This is a genomic window from Streptomyces sp. 8P21H-1, from assembly GCF_013302945.1.
Window position 1 is genome coordinate 1073 of sequence record NZ_JABTYA010000226.1, and the last position, 930, is coordinate 2002.

1 protein-coding gene is annotated in these 930 nt (G+C 74.4%); it reads left to right on the forward strand.

Translation table 11 applies throughout. The features are described from left to right. Positions 1 to 28 precede the first annotated feature (28 nt). A partial coding sequence (locus HO151_RS04165; RefSeq protein WP_368039417.1) for a polyketide synthase dehydratase domain-containing protein occupies positions 29 to 930 on the forward strand: 902 nt, incomplete at its 3' end.

Genomic DNA, 930 nt, shown 5'->3' on the forward strand with positions numbered 1-930 from the left:
TGCCGCCACGTCGACCCGTACCGGAGACGTGCGCTTCGCCGGGCTCGGCGCCGCCGGGCACCCGCTGCTCGGTGCCGCCGTCGACCTCGCCGGTGGAGAGGGCACGGACGGCGTCGTCCTCACCGGTCGGCTGTCGACGCAGTCCCACCCGTGGCTGGCCGACCACGTCGTCCAGGGCGCCGTACTGGTGCCGGGCACGGCCCTGCTGGAACTCGCCGTCCGGGCCGCCGACGAGGTGGGCTGCGACACGGTCGAGGAACTGACCCTGTCCACGCCGCTGGTACTGCCCGACAAGGGCGGCATCCAGATACAGGTGCGGGTCGGTGCACCCGACGAGGACGGCCGGTGCTCTCTGGCCGTGCACGCGCGCACCGAGGACGACAGCCACGGCCCGTGGACCGTTCACGCCACCGGAGCCCTGGCCCGCGCAACCACTGCGGCGGCGGGCTTCGACGCGTCGGTGTGGCCCCCGCGGGATGCCGCGCCGGTCGACGTGACCGACTGCTACGAGCGCCTCGCCGAAGCCGGCTTCGCCTACGGTCCCGCCTTCCAGGGCCTGCGCGCCGCCTGGCGGCGCGGCGACGACCTGTTCGCCGAGGTCGCACTGGAGGACGGGACCGACGGCGGTGCCTTTGGGCTGCACCCGGCGCTCTTCGACGCCGCGCTGCACGCCTTCGCGATCGACGACGAGGGCCGCGGCGGGGTTCCGTTCTCCTGGGAGGGAGTGCGTCTCCACGCTTCCGGCGCGTCCGCTCTGCGGGTCCGGCTCACTCGGGACGCCGGCGGTGCCATGGCCCTCGAACTGGCCGACACCGCCGGGGCGCCCGTCGCCTCGGTGGAATCCCTGACCGTGCGTCCCCTGGCGACCGGAGAACTCGACCTCACCGGTCGTGACTCGTTGTTCCGGGTGGAGTGGGTGCCGGCGCGGGT